This window comes from Legionella bononiensis (assembly GCF_016786215.1).
Lineage (GTDB): Bacteria > Pseudomonadota > Gammaproteobacteria > Legionellales > Legionellaceae > Legionella > Legionella bononiensis.
Genome location: NZ_JADOBG010000022.1, coordinates 71,549 through 85,985, shown reverse-complemented (window position 1 = coordinate 85,985; position 14,437 = coordinate 71,549). Strand labels below are relative to the sequence as shown.

Below are 14,437 nucleotides of genomic sequence, written 5' to 3'. Positions count from 1 at the left end.
TCCGTATTTTTGTCTATACTTTAATAAATGTATATCGCTCATATATATAATAAATTTATCTGATTGTTAAATAAATAGGTTAATATGGTTGATGTTAGTTCATGCTAATAGTGGGTGTACCTTATGAATAATGAGAATAAAAATACAGCAGAGTTACCTAAAAAATTAGGCCAGTTTTTTTTATATTTTATTAAAAAACAGCGTTTGGCTTTTATTGTTTTTTTCTTGGCTCCCATTACTATGGTTTTGGAAAATAATGCCATTCCTTATTCATTAAAAATGATTGTCGACGCATTAGGCTCACATTCTCCAGGTCAAAATATATTTTTAGCAGTCGCTCCTGCGTTATGGGTAGGAGGCGGAGCCTGGATCACTTTACTGCTTATTTTGCGATTACAAAATTGGTGGCAAGGTTATGTTATTCCAAGATTTCAGGCTGATGTGCGCATGTCAGTGTTCGATTATTTAAGCAAACAATCCTATCATTACTTTTCCAATCAGATGGCCGGAAGTCTGGCGAATAAAATTAATGATTTACCGCGCGCATTGGATTCAATCTTTATGATCATTACCTGGTATGGTATTGCCGCGTTTTCATCCATTATTGTTGCCTTGATACTTATGTGCACCATTAATTATTGGTTCGCCGTAGTTTTGTTAACCTGGATTGTTTTGCAGTTATTAATCAGTTATCAATTATCAAAAAAAGTAGATCGATATTCTATAGAGAATGCTGAGGATAAAAGTGAATTAAGCGGGAAAATTGTAGACAGTCTCAGCAACGCAAATGCAGTGAAGCTGTTTGCCAGATCCCGCGACGAAATGGCCTATATTAAGCTGAGTCAGGATAAGGAGGAACAAAGCAACAAGAAGCTGACTATCTATATGAATATATTTCGTCTGTATCTGGACATCCCGGTTACAATAATGTTGGTAACCATGGTTTATCTGTTATTGGTTTTCTGGCAAAAAGGGTTAATCACTACGGGTGATTTGGTATTTATTTTTAATGTCTCTTTTGCCATCATGACCCAAATTTGGTACTTATGCCATGCAATGGCTGATTTGTATCGCGAAATTGGTATTGCTCGTCAGGCAATTGCACTTCTTAGTGCTCCTATTGATATTATGGATGAATCTGATGCAAAACCTCTGGCTGTTAAAGAAGGAAAAATTGAGTTTGAGAATGTTACCTTCCATTACAACAAGGGAAAGAAAGTATTCGAAAATAAATCGGTAATCATAGAACCGAATCAACGAGTAGGGCTGGTTGGTTTTTCAGGAAGTGGTAAAACAACCTTTATTCATTTAATACTGCGCTTTTTTAATGTTGAGTCAGGACGAATACTGATTGACGGGCAGGATATCAGCAAGGTAACACAAGAATCACTTCGCGCGGCAATCAGCATGATTCCCCAGGATACTACGTTGTTTCATCGAACTCTGATGGAAAATATACGCTATGGAAATCCTGGCGCCACTGATGAAGAGGTAATCGAGGCCTCTAAGAAGGCCTGCTGTGATGATTTTATTTCTTTATTACCTGAAGGATATAATACTATGGTCGGGGAACGAGGGATTAAATTATCCGGAGGACAACGACAGCGCGTTGCCATTGCCCGTGCTATATTAAAAAATGCCAAATTAGTGATATTGGATGAAGCGACTTCTCAACTTGATTCTCTTACAGAAGAAGCGATACAAAATTCGCTATGGCATTTAATGGAATCTAAAACAACAATCGTCATTGCTCATCGCTTATCTACTTTATTGCATATGGATAGAATCCTTGTATTTGAACAAGGGAAAATTGTTGAAGACGGTACACACGATCAATTAGTCGCCAGAAACGGGTTATATAAGTCCATGTGGGATGCACAAGTAGGTGGCTTCTTGCCGGAATCGGATAAAGAGAGGGATAACTGGGATGAGTAAAGAGAATAGGGACTATATCCGTCATTTTAATAAAGAAACCGAGCACTATTTGCTTTGTCGTCCGGATTATCCTCCAGCTTTGTTTGATCATCTGGCACAGAGGGTAGCTCACGATGTGACCGTATGGGATTGCGGCACAGGAAATGGTCAGGCAGCCAAGGCTTTGGCTGAACGTTTTTCACAGGTTATTGCTACGGATATTAATCAGGCGCAGCTCGATGTGGCGGTACAGCGGCAAAATATTAAGTATGTCTGCACCCCGGCTGAAAAAACTCCAATTCCGTCAGGCTCTATTGGTTTGATTACTATTGCACAGGCTCTGCACTGGTTCAATTTTCCCTTGTTTTATGATGAGGTCAAACGAGTCAGTAGTCCCGAAGGCATCATTGCAGCCTGGTGTTATAGTTTGGGTTCATTGAATGATGATTCTATAGATCGCCTTATTAAACAACTTTATTATGATGTATTGGGTACTGAATTTTGGCCTAAAGAGCGTTTTTATATAGATGAGAAATATCAGACCATTCCATTTCCGTTTACTCTGATAGAAACGCCTGAATTTTACATAAAAAAGAGGATCAACTTTAATCAGTTGGTTGGTTATTTATCTACATGGTCTGCGGTTAAGGAATTTCAAAAGCGGAAAGGATCTAATTCGCTAGATTTAATATTGAATGAATTGAAATCCAGCTGGGGACAGATCGATATTGAACGAGAAATCATTTGGCCATTGCACTGCCTGATTGGCAAAATACATGATTGAATAACTCGTTGGACTTCTGACAAAGTGCTAAGCTTAAATAAAGTAATGCAATTTGACGTGCAGATGGGAAGAGGAGTTTCATATCAACCCTGGAGAAATGCATTCATAACTCAGACGCAGGAGCATATGATGTTTGCTCGAAATTGTTTTTTGGCTATGGTGTTGAGTCACCTTGTTTTCACCAATGCATTGGCGATGCGATGTGGAGATAAATTAGTGTATGAAGGGGACAACCAGTATAACATACTCCTTAAATGCGGTGAGCCATTGTATAAGCAGGTTTATGAGCAGTCCGTTCCTATTTTCAATCAATACGGATATCAAATAGGGGTGGGAACAAATACCATAGAAACCTGGATTTATCAAAAATCATCGGCTGAATTTCAATACGAATTAATTTTTAATTCAGGAGTATTGCAAACCATTAACGCCAATAGAAATCCATGACAATGACATAATGAGACAGGTAGGGAATAATGATGAACATATTATTAGGTTGCTTATTAATGGGTATTTCAATTATCGCGAATGCAGCTGATGATTTAACGATGGATGTTGATAATAATGTGGCCAGTTTTGAAGTTACTTTGGCAGCAAACCCAACTACTGGATTTCAGTGGTCTGTGGATCAGTATGATAAGGACTTATTAACTTTAACGAGCAGTCAGTATCAACGACCTAAAACCAATTTGATTGGAGCTGGAGGAGAAATGACGTTTACCTTTGCTTTGAATAAAGGTAAAACGTATCCTAAATCAACTAAAATGGTGTTCAGCTATGCTCGTTCCTGGGAAAAGGTACCCGGAAAAATACAGACTGTTATCGTTAATTTTGTGAATCCCTAGCCAAACAACCGTCATCCCGAGAGAAGCGAGGGATCTCCTGACTTTGGCATTGTGCCAGCGTTTGGAGATCCTTCACTTCGTTCAGGATGACGTAACTGGGCTGTAGCCAAACAACCGTCATCCCGAGAGAAGCGAGGGATCTCCTGATTCTGGCATTGTGCCAGCGTTTGGAGATCCTTCACTTCGTTCAGGATGACTTGATTCTCTTTGTTATTGATGTTTTGCTTTTCTAAAGGGTAAATATCGTGGTTCCCAAAATATATCATTAATCAATTGTTCCAAATCTGCGTCTTGATTTTTTTGGGCGTATCCAGAATCAATAGCACAGCGAGCTACAGCAACAGCAATTGCTTTTGCTACAGTTTGAGCATTATCCAGAGAAGGCAATAAAGGCAAGAAACTGTCTTTTTTACTGGGTGCAAAATCACACAGTACTTTGGATGCAGCCAGAATCATCTCTTTAGTCAATCGTGTAGCGTTAACTGCCAGGACTCCCAGACCTATGCCTGGAAATACTAAGGCATTATTGCATTGGGCTACCTGAACCATACGGTTATGAAATTCAATAGGAGGAAATGCGGTTCCTGTGGCTATAAGTGCTCTTCCTTGACTCCATTCTAAAATATTTGCCGGTTGCGCTTCACATTTTTCATCTGGATTAGAAAGAGGGAAAATTATGGGGCGATCACAATGTGCCGACATGCTTTCAATGATATCCTGGGAAAAGGCGCCAGTCTGAGCAGAGCAGCCTATCAAGATCGTGGGTTTTACATGACGCACAGTATCAGTGAGCGATGGATGTTGTTTTTCATTAATTGCCCATGATGCTATATCCTCTGCTGTTCGTGCATAAGGTTTTTGCGCATCCGTCAAATCCATATCGGTATCAAGTAATAAACCTTGTCTGTCTATTAACCAAAATCGCTGATGTGCTTCCTGGACAGTCAGACCATCTCGAACCATTGCATCGATAATCTGATCACTAATACCCGTACCTGCAGAGCCTGCGCCAAATACAACAATTCGTTGATCCTGAAGCTTTGTTCCGGTGACGTCGCAGGCAGCCAGCAATGCCGCGAGAGTGACTGCGCCAGTTCCCTGAATGTCGTCATTAAAAGTACATAATTGATCCTGATATTGATCCAATATTCGTCTGGCATTTCCACGCCCAAAATCCTCCCAATGAAGAAAGGCATTGGGGAATTGTTTATGCACTTCGGTGACGAAGGTCAGGATAAAACTATCGTATTCAGAGCTGTCAATGCGTTGATGGCGACATCCAAGATACATTGGGTCATCTAATAATTCCTGATTATTGGTGCCTACATCAAGAAATACGGGTAAAGTTCGTGTTGGATCGATGCCTCCGCATAAGCTATAGACCATGAGTTTGGCTACCGGGATATCCATACCTCCTATCCCCTGATCACCAATACCTAGAACTCCTTCCCCGTCAGTTACGACAATGAGATCTATTTCCGGATTGGAGCGATTATTGATTATCTCTTCAATCTGGTTTTTATCAGAATGAGCAATATAAAGACCTCTGGGCTGCCTGTACTCATGGCTAAAGCGTTTCACTGCGGTGCCTACTATTGGCGTATAAATCGTTGGCAGCATTTCAGCTAAATGCCGGCTTAACAACTTATAAAAAACAATCTGATTTTTATCATGCAGATTATTTAGATAAATATTCTGTTTCAATCGAGTTGTATAGGTTGAATATTGTAAATAAGCTCGTTTTACTTGCTCATCCAGAGTCTCTACACGATTGGGAAGTTTTCCCAATAAACCAAATTCCTTTCTCTCTTCATTAGTAAAAGCAGTGCCTTTATTTAATTGTGGTGTAGTCAGTAAAGGCTTACCACATAAAGCGGTCTCTATATACAACTCACCGGTTTGTGCGTCACGATTCAATTTAAAATCAAGCATGTGGTATTCTCTTAAGATAGCGTTACTTGCTGACTGGTGATAATATCGGCTTTTTGTAGTCTACATCAAGAGGTTGTGAATGAATAAGTACCTGGTGATGATTTTCATTATAATGGGATTAACGGCCTGTAATGAGCGGGGCGAACATTATTATCGGTCCAATCCTAAAGAATTACAAATGGCGATTAAGTCCTGTCCTGAAAAACAACCAGCTGGTTTGACCTGCGAGCAAATTCAGCAACTGGGTAATCGTTTGAATAGTCTGGCCTATCAATTGCAATTAAATCCACAGGCTTTTGGTAATAAAATTCTGGCCATTCAGCAAACTATTGCCAAGCAAAAGCAGCAGTTAAACACTGGTGGAGTGAATACTGAATTAAAGGCTTCTTTAGCACAAAATGAACACGATTTAGCTGACTATCTTGCTGTAGTGAAATGGTTGGAATCACCTGAGAGTTGATGATGAGAATTTTAGTAAGTAATGATGATGGTGTATCGGCAACTGGAATTAGAGTTTTGGCCACAGAGCTTGCCAGAACTGCTGAGGTCGAAGTCGTCGCACCAGACCGAAATAGAAGTGGCGCTAGTAACTCTTTAACTTTGAGAGATCCCCTTAGAATAAAGAAATTAGATAATGGGTATTACAGTGTTGAGGGGACTCCTACTGATTGCGTTCATCTTGCATTAACCGGTTTTTTAGAACCTGTAGTCGATATGGTCGTTTCCGGAATAAATGAAGGCGCCAATCTGGGAGATGATATTTTATACTCCGGAACGGTTGCCGCAGCCATGGAGGGGCGTTACCTTGGATTGCCTGCCATAGCAATCTCCATGGTAGGCGATTCGAACCTGCACTATCAAACTGCGGCTGTTATAGCCCGTCAACTGGTTATGAAACTCAGTGTTAACAGTCTTCCATCTCAAACGATACTCAATGTAAATGTTCCAAATTTACCATTGGATCAGATTAAAGGATTACAAGTAACACGTCTGGGTACACGTCATGGCGCTGAACCCATAGTTAAAGATTATGATCCAAGAGGTAGACCCATTTTTTGGGTTGGACCACCAGGCTTGGAAGCAGATGCAGGGCCGGGAACAGATTTTCATGCAATTAATTCAGGCTTTGTCTCTATAACGCCACTTCATCTGGATATGACCAATTATAAGTTGTTTGATCAATTATCCAACTTGCTTTCTGGAGTGCATTTACAGGCTTAAATCCAATACCTGATTTTGTTTATGTCGATTAATTTGAGATTTTTATAATGCTAAATTTATGCAGAAGAGTTTTTTGCCTATTCCTCCTGATAATTCTTGCCGGTTGTGGGGCAAGAAATGACCTGGCACCGGTAACTGAGTTAAAATGGCAACCCTATTCCAAATATCAAAAAACTCATACTGTTCGGCGTGGTGAGACTCTTTATGCAATAGCATTTCGTTACGACACCGATTATAGAAAACTAGCTCAGTTAAACCATTTACGACCACCATTTTCTTTAAGAGTAGGTCAAGTTTTGAATGTTCAAGGTGTCGGGCGAACAACCTATCCAGTCAGGAAAGCTTATACTCCGAGATACACGCAACCAGTTACCCGACGTCCGCAGAGAGTGATCCACTCACCTACTGTTTTCTCGCGCTTTGGTTCACGTTCTGGATGGCTGTGGCCGGTTAATGGTCAGGTTGTGACCTCATTTGTTCCTGATCAGGGTAAAAAAGGCATAAATATTGCATGTACTAAAGGGAGCAGAGTTCGCGCTTCCTCTGGTGGCGTAGTTGCTTATGCTGGAAGTGGATTAGCTGGATATGGTAATTTAATAATTATCAAACATAATAATGAGTTTTTAACAGCTTATGGAAATAATTCCAGAAACCTGGTTTCGGAAGGACAGCGAGTTAGTGCAGGACAAGTGATAGCAGAGGCTGGAATGATTGAACGTAAGTATTGGGGTGTTCATTTTGAAATCAGAAAGGCGGGTATACCAGTCAATCCATTGAATTATCTACAAAAAGGTTGACATATAACTTGTAGTTATAGCAACAATAGACTTGTTGAGAAGGAATAAACATTTCGAAACGGGGCTAAACATTATAGGTGATACAATGAGCGAGGAAGATGAGCCAATAAAAGAGACGGAAATCAAGGAAGAAGAGTGGGCTGAACCCGATGATGATTCGCTTTTAATCGAGGATGATATTGAATCGGTTATCGATAAATCAGAGGACGAGGAACTTCTTGATCTACCTGATTTCAGTGATGATGTTGCTTTTCCTTCTTTTCACCGAGGCAAAAATATTGCTAAGGCGATGGATGCAACCCAACTGTACTTAAGTGAAATTGGGTTTTCACCATTACTAAGTGCCGAGGAAGAAGTTCACTATGCAACTCTTGCTTTGAAGGGTGATGTAGCGGCACGTAAGAAGATGATTGAATCGAACTTGCGTTTGGTTGTTAAGATATCTCGCCGTTACCTCAATCGAGGATTGCCATTACTTGATTTGATAGAAGAAGGTAATTTGGGTTTAATGAAATCCGTAGAGAAATTTGATCCCAACCGTGGATTCAGATTTTCAACATATGCCACTTGGTGGATCAGACAAACTATAGAACGAGCTATCATGAATCAAACGAGAACCATTCGTTTACCAATTCATGTAGTCAAAGAGTTGAATGTCTATTTAAGGGCAGCAAGACAATTAACGCAAAAGCTCGATCATGAACCTTCACCTGAAGAAATCGCTGAAATGGTTGATAAACCATTGGAAGATGTTCAAAAACTGTTGGGTTTAAACGATAAAGTAACTTCAGTTGATACGCCAATAGGTTTTGATGAAACCAAATCTCTGTTGGATACAATCGCTGATGAAAACAGCGTGAATCCAGCCGAATTATTAACTAATGAGAATCTTCGTCTCCATATAGAATCTTTATTAGATAAATTAACTGAAAACCAGCAGCAAGTGATAGCCCGACGATTTGGTCTAAGAGGGTTTGAAAAGGCAACACTTGAAGATGTGGGCAAAGAAATTGATTTGACTCGTGAACGGGTACGTCAAATTCAGGTTGAGGCATTAAAAACATTAAGAACGTTATTGGAACGGGTAGGTTTAACCCAGGAGGATCTCTTCTAGATGAATAGAAGAAAACAGTGATTCCTGGATACTTACAAAAGCTCTGATTAACAATTTATCTAACTTTCGATTTATCATTACTTCGATGTCCTACACTTTGGATCTTAACGAACTATGTAATCCCCGCGAAAGCGGGGATTACATATTAGTTTTAATTTATTTTTAACAAAATTCTAAATTCTAAATTCTAAATATAACAAGATCCCACTAGAATTACCTTCTCCCTGAGGGAGAAGGTGCCGAAGGCGGATGAGGGGATCTTAAAACGATTAAAATGTTACATTTAAAATTGAGAGTTTAGCAAAGAGCAATTAGCTATTTATATCCATTATTCTGTTTTAAAATCCACTTTAAATCCCTGCCAGCATTTGGCGTAATCTGCTTGAAATGCCGGGTTATGGATAGCCTGCTCCGTAACCAGCCACACGTCTTTTGTTTCAAACATAAATGCTAAAGAATCATAGTATTCGGGCTTTAGTTCCAGTGACGAAGCTTTATCATAAGATACATGATCTGGTCCGTGCGGTGTCATGCCATTATGGATACTGACTCCCCCGGGGGAAAAACCTTCTTTTTTAGCATCGTATTCTCCACGCACCAGTCCCATGAATTCACTCATGTAATTGCGGTGAAAATAGGGAGGTCTAAAGGTATGTTCTGCTACCATCCAGCGTGGCGGAAAAATGACGAAATCCAAATTGGCTACCCCTGGCGTATCACTTTCAGAGGTCAGTACAGTAAATATGGACGGATCGGGATGATCATAACTTACAGTATTTATAGTATTAAACAGATTTAAATTATAGCTGTAAGGAGCATAATTTCCGTGCCAGGCAACTACATTAAGAGGCGAATGATCACTTACAGCAAACCAAAGTTTATTTTGATGTTTGCATATTAAAGTACTCTCTTTGGTATTTTGTTCAAATGAAGCAACAGGATATTGGAAGTGACGGGGATTCGCCAATCCATTGGCGCCAATTGGACCTAACTGAGGAAGGGTCAGAGGGCTTCCCTGATTTTCACAAAGGTAACCCTTAGCTTCTTTACTTATTAGCTCAACTTTAAATTTGACCCCGCGCGGTATGACTGCAATGAGCTCTGGACATAAGTTGAGTGTACCAAATTCCGTGTGCAGATTGATTTCACCATGATAGGGTACGAATAACATTTCGCCATCATTATTAGCAAAATATTTATCTTCCATGGATTGATTACAATGGTAAATATATGCATTCACTTTATCGGAACCAGCAATATGAAATAAGCCGTCAATAAAATTACACTCGATCTGTGAGCTGGTATATAAAGGTGACCAGCGTAAAGGATTGGGTGACTGTTCCTCATTAAATGGGTGTGTGACGTTTCGTTCATAGGGGTAATAAATTCCTTGAGCTACTGAAGGAAGTATTCTATAGAGCCAGCTGCGAAGATTATTATGCCTTGGGCGTGTAAAGGCTGTACCGCTTAACTGCTCAGCATAAAGTCCCAGATTACAGTGCTGAGGCGAATTTTGATTTAAGGGTAATGCACCATTTACGGCTTCACTTTGATGATAATTACCAAATCCTTGCATATACACTGTAAGTCTCCTTAAGGGTTTTTTACTGAACAGGCTAGCATAGTCTAAAAAAGTTCAAAATGTCGAGAGTGAATGATGTTTTAGACGTTCTTTTTAGCGATGGAGCGATGTATAATCAAGGTAATTAATTATTGGGTTAGAGGTGAAGCAATGGCAGGTCATAGTAAGTGGGCAAATATTAAGTTTCGTAAAGGAGTACAGGATGCCAAGCGAGGGAAAATATTTACTAAATTAATTCGTGAAATTACCGTTGCTGCCCGCATGGGAGGTGGCGATGAGTCGACAAATCCACGTTTACGGGATGCTGTAAAAAAGGCGCTGAATGCGAATATGAAGCGTGATACCATAGATAATGCTGTAAAGCGTGGAGTAGGCGGCCTTGATGGTGATGCCATGGTTGCTATGCGTTATGAAGGTTATGGCCCAGGCGGCATTGCTGTTCTGGTTGATTGTTTATCCGATAATAAAAATAGAACCGTTTCAGAAGTCCGTCATGCATTTACGAAACACGGTGGAAACCTTGGAACTGATGGTTCGGTTTCCTATTTATTTGCTAATCAAGGTGAAATTCTTATGGCAGCGGGTCAATCTGAAGATCAGGTGATGGAACTTGCCATTGATGCAGGAGCTTCAGATGTCACTGTTGAGGATGGACAAATTGAAGTAATTACACCCGTTGAAGCTTATCATAGTGTACTGAATGCATTACAAAACGCTAATTTGGAGATCGAACAGTCTCATCTGACCATGCGTGCACAAACCATGATTTCTATTGATGATGAAACTGCTGAGTCCTTGATTAAATTAATCGACATGCTTGAAGATTTGGATGATGTTCAAGAGGTATACAGTAATGCTGAATTTTCAGAAAACTTATTAGAATCCATGAATTAATGACTATTATTTTAGGGATAGATCCGGGATCGCGGATTACTGGATATGGGCTGATCAGGGAAACAAACCGCACGATTGAATATGTTGATAGCGGTTGTATACGTACTTCGCCTGATGGTGAATTAAGTCAAAAATTATTACAGATTTATGATGGAATTTGCCAATTAATGGATGAGTATTCGCCTACGGAAGTTGCAATAGAACAGGTTTTTATGCATCAGAATCCCAATTCAGCGTTAAAATTGGGGCAGGCAAGGGGGGTTGCAATGGTTGCTGCTGCTTCCCACCGTATTAAAATCAGTGAGTATTCTGCAAGGGAAGTGAAACAGACTGTAGTGGGTTATGGTGCAGCCGAAAAAGATCAGGTGAACCATATGGTGGTACACTTACTGATGCTGAACAGTTCACCTCAAAATGATGCAGCAGATGCTTTGGCAATTGCGATATGTCATAGTCATATGCGAAACGGATTAGCTGCTGCCGTTCGTAAAAAAGGGTATACACGAAGGAGACGTACACGATGATTGGTTGGCTGAATGGACACATTGTAGATAAACATCAACCAGGAAAAATTGTCCTGGATGTCAATGGCGTTGGTTATGATGTAGAGACTTCATTAAATACGTTTTTCCAGCTCGAAGGATCGGCGACTGCTGTCGGTCTTCATATACATACAGTAGTTCGTGAAGATGCCTTGTTGCTTTATGGATTCCTGGATAAACAGGAACGATCCCTGTTCCGTGCCCTGATTAAAGTAAATGGCGTAGGTCCAAAGTTGGCAATGGCAGTGTTATCCAGTATTTCACCAAATGAATTTATTCAATGTATACATCAGGAAAATGCGGCGCTTTTAACTAAATTACCTGGTATAGGTAAAAAAACAGCAGAACGGCTTGTTGTTGAAATGAGGGACAGCATTAAGCAATTCGGAGAAGTTCAATCAGATTCCATGCATCAACTAAAGCATAAGATGAGCAGCCAGGATGAAGCCATTAGTGCTTTGGAGGCTTTGGGTTATAAGCCACAGGAAGCTTTGAAAGTGGTTAATAAAATTGATGATGGAATTAAAACATGTGAACAGTTAATACGTGAGTCCTTGCAGATTCTCTCTATGAGATCATGACCTGAATTGAATTAACGTGTTCGAAAGCCCCTGTTTGGTCTGATAGTTTTAAAGATATACGCTGCAAGCAATGTCGCCCCCATTCATTGCCTTATACATACTTCTCGGGGTCGTCGGAACTTTTCCTGTCAGAACAGGTTTTCTATACATTTCACTTTCTGAAGTTGCTGCTAATCTTGCAAATGGGTCTTCAGTTATCATAGCCAACTGTTGTTCATAAAGTGATCTATATATCTAATGTATACTCACCTGGATTTTGTTTGTCAAAGAAACATAGTAACTCAGGCTTTGAGTGGGGTGCTTTGGGATGTGATAAGAGATATCATCGCTTAATGTTCCGCTTCCTAACGGTCGCGGCTCGGTTCTTTGTGCTAATTTAATTTATTTAAATGTAACCGTCATGGCTAAAAACAGTCTCTCTTGAGAAGTATCTCATTATCCTATAAGCTGTTATGACTATGATTTTAAGATAAATCATGGTCGGCCAATGGACTATAACTTAATAATATACAGGAGTGTTTATGAAACGTATTTTAGGTATTGCTGCAACAGCACTTTTAGCATCTACCGTACATGCTACAGCGAATCAATCTGATGCTGCTAAAGCAAATGCTACTCAAGCAAATGCAGCTCATGCAAAAGCAGCCCAAGCTCATGCTAATGCCGCTCAAGCTAATGTTAATGCTGCTCATGCTCATGTTGCAAAAGCACATGCTGCTCAAGCTAACGCTGCTCAAGCTAACGCTGCTCAGGCTAACGCTGCTCAAGCTAATGCAGCTCAAGCTAATGCTGCTCAAGCTAATGCTGCTCAAGCTAATGCTGCTCAAGCTAACGCTGCTCAAGCTAACGCTGCTCAAGCTAACGCTGCTCAAGCTAACGCTGCTCAAGCTAACGCTGCTCAAGCTAATGCTGCTCAAGCTAATGCTGCCCGAGCTAATGCTGCTCAAGCTAATGCTGCCCGAGCTAACGCTGCTCAAGCTAACGCTGCTCAAGCTAATGCTGCTAAAGCTAACGCTGCTCAACAATCACAAGCGAATCAAGTTAAAGAGTCATCTGGTTCATAAAGAGTATTACAATCAGATAAACTGCTTTGTTTGAAATTATATTAATTAATCAGATGATCTGATTTGTTCGAATACGTTTAAGCGAATGGTACGGGTATTTATTTCTTGTATCATTCGGCTGTTTTATTGAATCAGTGTGTTAACTTCTACTGTGATTCAAGTCTCTGTTTTAGGTCAATGATGAATTTCTGCAACTTCAGCTCCGAGATTAATTGTAATGTAACCAGCACCCTTATTTTTCGGGTTTACAGTATATAATTGATTACCTGTATCATTGAATAGTCAATATCACTGATTGTTTATTAATGAATACAAGCATAATAGCTTTACAAGCGGAATTTATGATGATGTTATTTAATTTAATATTCACTTAAGAATTACCTGCTAAACTCATATTGAATATATATTGATCATATTGGTTGTTAGTTATGCACAAATTAATTGAGCTTGAACAGGAATACAAAGATTTAGCTGTGCTAGTTGATAAAGCCCTTGCTTCATCCTTAATTTCAGAGAAAGAACATGCAATGGAACAATTTAGAAACTCCGAATTGAGTGGAATTGATCAAGGAAGTTTGATTTATTATGCCCATGAATTCGGTCCCACTGTTCGGTTAATCAATATTTCTAAAAATTTACCAGTTCAAATTGCTGCTCTTGAAAAAAAAATACGCTTGATTGAAATACAGATCAATGCAGAAAATACATCCTCTCAATCCATAGCAGAAATTCAAACAGAACCTCGCGCGGAGCCAATTGCAACAGTAATGGATCCTGGGCCTGAAGAATCGCAATCTGAACATCCTCGATCTGCCGCAATTGAACGGTTTAGAGAAAGTTTAAGGCCTTACATCGATGCTACCAGTTCCAGAACAACCGAGTATTCCTGGGGTTTAATAGAATATGCAGGTAGCTTTTTTGGCTTAAGCGGTTATAGCAAATCAGAAAAACTCGCTGCAATCGATCACCTGCTAGAACAACTTGAAAACCCGGAGCATCGTGTTTTAAGTGAGAGAGATAAGGCAGTACTGACTACTGGTACTTTGAGTGCAGGTGTTAGTGGTTGGTTAAATGATCCGATTATTGGCGCTGATTTGAATGAGTTATTAACTGCAGAACACACGATTGAAAATAAGCATCCTTGATTCTGTAGATTAAACTTTCGAA

General features: G+C 39.9%; 15 protein-coding genes. 13 read left to right on the top strand and 2 right to left on the bottom strand.

The genetic code is table 11. The features are described 5' to 3' along the window. Positions 1-123 precede the first annotated feature (123 nt). From IZU94_RS14125 to IZU94_RS14110, 4 genes are all read left to right on the top strand, one after another. A complete protein-coding gene (locus IZU94_RS14125) occupies positions 124-1,935 on the top strand; it encodes an ABC transporter ATP-binding protein (RefSeq protein WP_203111901.1) in 1,812 nt (603 codons plus the stop codon). Continuing rightward, positions 1,928-2,698 carry a class I SAM-dependent methyltransferase gene (locus IZU94_RS14120; RefSeq protein WP_203111899.1) on the top strand — a complete coding sequence of 257 codons (771 nt, stop codon included), beginning with the start codon at positions 1,928-1,930 and terminating at the stop codon, positions 2,696-2,698. The genes IZU94_RS14125 and IZU94_RS14120 overlap by 8 nt, the downstream gene beginning before the upstream one ends. Positions 2,699-2,824: 126 nt before the next feature. Continuing rightward, positions 2,825-3,145: a DUF2845 domain-containing protein gene (locus IZU94_RS14115; RefSeq protein ID WP_238400449.1), complete on the top strand. Its 321-nt coding sequence runs from the start codon at positions 2,825-2,827 to the stop codon at positions 3,143-3,145. Between the two features lie 32 nt (positions 3,146-3,177). Further along, on the top strand, positions 3,178-3,543 hold the full coding sequence (locus tag IZU94_RS14110; protein WP_203113358.1) for a protease inhibitor I42 family protein: 366 nt from the start codon (positions 3,178-3,180) through the stop codon (positions 3,541-3,543). A 210-nt stretch (positions 3,544-3,753) separates the two neighbouring features. Here the strand turns inward: IZU94_RS14110 and IZU94_RS14100 are convergent, their stop codons facing one another. After that, on the bottom strand, positions 3,754-5,475 hold the full coding sequence (locus tag IZU94_RS14100; protein WP_203111893.1) for an NAD-dependent malic enzyme: 1,722 nt from the start codon (positions 5,473-5,475) through the stop codon (positions 3,754-3,756). Between the two features lie 79 nt (positions 5,476-5,554). Here IZU94_RS14100 and IZU94_RS14095 point away from each other — a divergent pair, with 79 nt between their 5' ends. From IZU94_RS14095 to rpoS, 4 genes are all read left to right on the top strand, one after another. Next, positions 5,555-5,935 (top strand): hypothetical protein, encoded by a 381-nt coding sequence (locus IZU94_RS14095; protein ID WP_203111890.1) that lies wholly within the window; start codon positions 5,555-5,557, stop codon positions 5,933-5,935. A 2-nt stretch (positions 5,936-5,937) separates the two neighbouring features. Then, positions 5,938-6,696: a 5'/3'-nucleotidase SurE gene (gene surE / locus IZU94_RS14090; protein WP_203113355.1), complete on the top strand. Its 759-nt coding sequence runs from the start codon at positions 5,938-5,940 to the stop codon at positions 6,694-6,696. A gap of 47 nt (positions 6,697-6,743) precedes the next feature. Beyond that, the gene (locus IZU94_RS14085; protein ID WP_203111886.1) at positions 6,744-7,493 is read left to right on the top strand and encodes a peptidoglycan DD-metalloendopeptidase family protein; all 750 of its coding nucleotides are present in this window, start codon (positions 6,744-6,746) and stop codon (positions 7,491-7,493) included. 85 nt (positions 7,494-7,578) lie between these two features. Further along, on the top strand, positions 7,579-8,607 hold the full coding sequence (gene rpoS, locus IZU94_RS14080) for an RNA polymerase sigma factor RpoS (protein ID WP_058475291.1): 1,029 nt from the start codon (positions 7,579-7,581) through the stop codon (positions 8,605-8,607). A gap of 328 nt (positions 8,608-8,935) precedes the next feature. On the opposite strand, the gene hmgA is transcribed toward rpoS, so the two are convergent. Next, entirely contained in the window at positions 8,936-10,189 is a 1,254-nt protein-coding gene (gene hmgA, locus IZU94_RS14075; protein ID WP_203111883.1) for a homogentisate 1,2-dioxygenase, read from the bottom strand. Positions 10,190-10,339: 150 nt separating this feature from the next. On the opposite strand from hmgA, the gene IZU94_RS14070 reads away from it, so the two are divergent. From IZU94_RS14070 to ceg19, 5 genes are all read left to right on the top strand, one after another. Beyond that, positions 10,340-11,083 carry a YebC/PmpR family DNA-binding transcriptional regulator gene (locus IZU94_RS14070; protein WP_203111880.1) on the top strand — a complete coding sequence of 248 codons (744 nt, stop codon included), beginning with the start codon at positions 10,340-10,342 and terminating at the stop codon, positions 11,081-11,083. After that, positions 11,083-11,607, top strand: coding sequence for a crossover junction endodeoxyribonuclease RuvC (gene ruvC / locus IZU94_RS14065; protein WP_203111876.1), 525 nt, complete (start codon positions 11,083-11,085; stop codon positions 11,605-11,607). Before IZU94_RS14070 ends, ruvC begins: the two co-directional genes overlap by 1 nt. Beyond that, on the top strand, positions 11,604-12,206 hold the full coding sequence (gene ruvA, locus IZU94_RS14060) for a Holliday junction branch migration protein RuvA (RefSeq protein WP_203111873.1): 603 nt from the start codon (positions 11,604-11,606) through the stop codon (positions 12,204-12,206). Before ruvC ends, ruvA begins: the two co-directional genes overlap by 4 nt. Before the next feature lie 521 nt (positions 12,207-12,727). Then, entirely contained in the window at positions 12,728-13,270 is a 543-nt protein-coding gene (locus IZU94_RS14055; protein WP_203111870.1) for a hypothetical protein, read from the top strand. Between the two features lie 428 nt (positions 13,271-13,698). After that, positions 13,699-14,415 (top strand): Dot/Icm T4SS effector Ceg19, encoded by a 717-nt coding sequence (gene ceg19 / locus IZU94_RS14050; protein ID WP_203111867.1) that lies wholly within the window; start codon positions 13,699-13,701, stop codon positions 14,413-14,415. Positions 14,416-14,437 lie beyond the last annotated feature (22 nt).

Coding starts and splice junctions, on each gene's coding strand:
- IZU94_RS14085 (WP_203111886.1), top strand. CDS start 6,744: ATGCTAAATTTATGCAGAAGAGTTTTTTGCCTATTCCTCCTGATAATT.
- rpoS (WP_058475291.1), top strand. CDS start 7,579: ATGAGCGAGGAAGATGAGCCAATAAAAGAGACGGAAATCAAGGAAGAA.
- ceg19 (WP_203111867.1), top strand. CDS start 13,699: ATGCACAAATTAATTGAGCTTGAACAGGAATACAAAGATTTAGCTGTG.
- IZU94_RS14115 (WP_238400449.1), top strand. CDS start 2,825: ATGATGTTTGCTCGAAATTGTTTTTTGGCTATGGTGTTGAGTCACCTT.
- IZU94_RS14100 (WP_203111893.1), bottom strand. CDS start 5,475: ATGCTTGATTTTAAATTGAATCGTGACGCACAAACCGGTGAGTTGTAT.
- ruvA (WP_203111873.1), top strand. CDS start 11,604: ATGATTGGTTGGCTGAATGGACACATTGTAGATAAACATCAACCAGGA.
- IZU94_RS14125 (WP_203111901.1), top strand. CDS start 124: ATGAATAATGAGAATAAAAATACAGCAGAGTTACCTAAAAAATTAGGC.
- surE (WP_203113355.1), top strand. CDS start 5,938: ATGAGAATTTTAGTAAGTAATGATGATGGTGTATCGGCAACTGGAATT.
- ruvC (WP_203111876.1), top strand. CDS start 11,083: ATGACTATTATTTTAGGGATAGATCCGGGATCGCGGATTACTGGATAT.
- IZU94_RS14110 (WP_203113358.1), top strand. CDS start 3,178: ATGAACATATTATTAGGTTGCTTATTAATGGGTATTTCAATTATCGCG.
- IZU94_RS14055 (WP_203111870.1), top strand. CDS start 12,728: ATGAAACGTATTTTAGGTATTGCTGCAACAGCACTTTTAGCATCTACC.
- IZU94_RS14070 (WP_203111880.1), top strand. CDS start 10,340: ATGGCAGGTCATAGTAAGTGGGCAAATATTAAGTTTCGTAAAGGAGTA.
- IZU94_RS14095 (WP_203111890.1), top strand. CDS start 5,555: ATGAATAAGTACCTGGTGATGATTTTCATTATAATGGGATTAACGGCC.
- IZU94_RS14120 (WP_203111899.1), top strand. CDS start 1,928: ATGAGTAAAGAGAATAGGGACTATATCCGTCATTTTAATAAAGAAACC.